Source organism: Yoonia sp., assembly GCF_036007805.1.
Taxonomy (GTDB): domain Bacteria; phylum Pseudomonadota; class Alphaproteobacteria; order Rhodobacterales; family Rhodobacteraceae; genus Yoonia.
Genome location: NZ_DASYOK010000202.1, coordinates 1 through 3,097 on the forward strand (window position 1 = coordinate 1; position 3,097 = coordinate 3,097).

The window sequence follows — 3,097 nt, forward strand, 5'->3', positions numbered from 1 at the left end:
CCGCGTGCGGATATCGCCCATCTTGGCACCCCAGCGCTGATCGGAAATGATAAAGGGTGACCGGCTCATGTTTTCGGCCCCGCCGGCAAGGCCAAAATCGGCATCCCCCAGCATCAGCGACTGCACCACAGACACGATGGCCTGCACGCCTGATCCGCAAAGGCGGTTTACGTTCATCGCCGGTGTTGTCTCGGGGATACCTGCATTCATGGCAGCGACACGGCTGAGATACATGTCCTTCGGTTCGGTATTGATCACATGTCCGAACGCCACATGCCCCACTTTTGCGCTGTCCATACCGGCACGCTCAAGTGCGGCTTTTGCTGCAATCGTGCCCAGTTCGATCGGCGGTGTTCCTGCAAGAGACCCGCCAAAGGTCCCGATTGCCGTCCGCGCCCCACCTAATATTACGATCTCTGTCATGTCAGCCCCTTTCGCTTTCAATCGGAATGATCGTATCTTGGCAGACAAAAAGAAACAGCAGAACGTCGCGGCAAATCTTCTGCATCATTCCGAAAAACCTGTGACGTCGCGATGGGACGCGTTTTGAGCCTGTGCCACGAGGTCTATGAAATGAATGTAGGACCCTGGCGGGAACGACCCAAACAGGATAGCCCGCCTTGTTGCAGGCACCACAGCAGGCCTAATCGTCGCAATAGGCGTTTCCTTCTGCGGCAGGTGCGTTACCTCTAGCGCAGAGGCGCCAAAACCATGTTACTGACCGTTCAAGATATTCATAAAACCTACCAGACCGCTGATGGTCCTTTTGACGTGCTGCGCGGTATCGACCTGATGCTGGCATCAGGCGAGACACTCGCACTGACTGGCGAATCCGGTAGCGGCAAAAGCACATTACTGCACCTGATCGGCGGTCTTGATACGCCCGACAGAGGCCAAATCCTTCACGAAGACCGCGATATCGCCGCCCTTGATGATGCTGGTCGTGCAGCCCTGCGGCGGGGCACGGTTGGCGTGGTTTTCCAGCAGTTCAACCTGATCCCCAGCTTGCGTGTGTCCGATAACATCGCTTTTCAGGCACGCCTGGCAGGGCAGCATGACCCTGATTGGGCCGCAGCTTTGGCTGACCGCATGGGCCTTGCGCCGCACCTTGCCAAATACCCCGAACAGCTTTCAGGTGGCCAGCAACAGCGCGTCGCGATTGCCCGCACATTGGCCCCGAAACCCCGTGTGGTGCTGGCCGATGAACCCACCGGTAACCTCGATGAGGCCACCGCCAGCACCGTCCTTGACCTGATGCTCGAACTGGTCGCCGAGACAGGCGCAGGCCTTTTGATGGTCACCCATTCCGAAGTCCTGGCTGCGCGTATGTCGCGCCGCCTGCACCTGCGCGCGGGCCGCGTGGCATGACCACAGCCACCCTTCATGCGCTTCTTTCGCATTGGTGGCGCAATCCCTTGCAGCTTTTCACTTTGCTGGCGGGGCTGGCCCTTGCAACCGCGCTCTGGTCCGGCGTGCAAGCGGTCAACGCCGAGGCGCGCGCCAGCTATGACGCTGCCGCCGCGACCTTGGGTGAGGGGCAATATGACAGGCTGGTGCGCCGCGACGGGCAACCGATGGCGCAAGAAACCTATGTTGCCCTGCGGCGTGCAGGCTGGTTGGTAACACCTGTGGTCCAAGGGCGGCTGGACGGCGTGCGCATCATCGGGATCGAGCCATTGACAGCACCGGGCGGCATCGCGCCGGTGGCTCCAAGCCAAGGGACCGATATCACCGCGTTTCTGACCGGCGAAGGCCAACTTTTTGCCAATGCTGACGTCGCAGAACAGCTGGCGGGCCTCAACATCATCGTCACGCCAGAAGCCGCCCCCAACACCGCTGTCACAGATATCGGCGTCGCACAGCGCCTGCTGGCCAAGCCAGACCAGATTGACAGTCTGATCGTCCTGCGCGGTCAACCGATCGGTCGCCCCGCGCTTGGAGTCGTTGCCCCCGACCTCACCCTGCAGCCCGCCCAAGGCGGTAGCGATATCGCACGGCTCACCGATAGCTTTCACCTCAACCTGACGGCCTTTGGTCTGCTGTCTTTTGCTGTCGGCATCTTTATCGTCAACGGTGCCATTGGCCTCGCGTTCGAACAACGCCGCCCTGTGGTGCGCACCCTGCGTGCCTTGGGGCTGCCGCTGCGTCGCCTGATCCTGCTTCTAGGCGCGGAACTCATGGTCTTTGCCCTGATCGCCGGCGTCATCGGCGTAGCGCTGGGCTATGTGATCGCAGCCCTGCTGCTGCCCGATGTCGCCGCCACATTGCGCGGCCTGTACGGCGCCGATGTTTCCGGCACGCTCCAACTGCGCCGGTCATGGTGGCTTTCTGGTATGGCGATTGCACTGGGCGGCACGGCGCTGGCTGCAGGCGGTGCGCTTTATCAGATGGCGCAAATGCCCTTGCTTGCCGCGGCCCAGCCCCGAGCTCTGGCGATGGCCGCAGGGCGCCGCGCGGTCCTGCAGGGCATAGCCGCCGCGATTTTGCTGATGCTCTCTGGCGTGTTGATGTTCACCGCCACCGGCATGATCGGCGGCTTTCTGTTGCTGGGGGCGCTTTTGATCGGGGCGGCGCTTGCCTTGCCGATCATCCTTGACCGGCTCCTTGCCTTCGCAAGCAGACTTGCCCGATCCGTCACCGCCCAGTGGTTCTGGGCCGATACACGCCAGCAATTGCCAGGCCTGTCGCTTGCGCTGATGGCGCTGTTGCTTGCGATGGCTGCCAATGTCGGTGTCTCGACCATGGTGTCGAGCTTCCGCCTGACCTTCACTGATTTCCTTGACCAGCGATTGGCGTCCGAACTTTACGTGCGTACCGAAAACGATGCGCAAACCGCCGCCTTGATCGCGTTTGCCACGCCCCGCGCCGACATCATCCTGCCAATCCAAAGCGCTGACACCGAAGTGGCCGGTCAACCAACCGAAGTCTACGGCGCGCGCGACCATGCCACCTATCGCGACAACTGGGTGTTCCTGCAGCAAGCGAACGATCCCTGGGACAGCACCTTCTCAGGGCAAACGGTGCTGATCAACGAACAACTCTCGCGTCGCGCAAACCTGATGGTGGGTGATGAAATCATGCTGCAAGACACCGCGTT

The 3,097-nt window shown here is 61.3% G+C and carries 3 protein-coding genes; 2 read left to right on the forward strand and 1 reads right to left on the reverse strand.

The window, feature by feature from the left end; translation table 11 throughout:
• A partial coding sequence (locus VGP75_RS11435; RefSeq protein ID WP_526025511.1) for a thiolase family protein occupies positions 1 to 423 on the reverse strand: 423 nt, incomplete at its 3' end.
• Positions 424 to 711: 288 nt separating this feature from the next.
• Between VGP75_RS11435 and VGP75_RS11440 the strand changes: the two genes are divergently transcribed.
• Together VGP75_RS11440 and VGP75_RS11445 are read left to right on the forward strand one after the other, a co-directional pair.
• Positions 712 to 1,368 carry an ABC transporter ATP-binding protein gene (locus tag VGP75_RS11440; protein WP_327543786.1) on the forward strand — a complete coding sequence of 219 codons (657 nt, stop codon included), beginning with the start codon at positions 712 to 714 and terminating at the stop codon, positions 1,366 to 1,368.
• Positions 1,365 to 3,097: FtsX-like permease family protein (locus tag VGP75_RS11445; RefSeq protein WP_327543787.1), on the forward strand; the 1,733-nt coding region annotated here is incomplete at its 3' end. The genes VGP75_RS11440 and VGP75_RS11445, both read left to right, overlap by 4 nt.

Coding starts and splice junctions, on each gene's coding strand:
- VGP75_RS11440 (WP_327543786.1), top strand. CDS start 712: ATGTTACTGACCGTTCAAGATATTCATAAAACCTACCAGACCGCTGAT.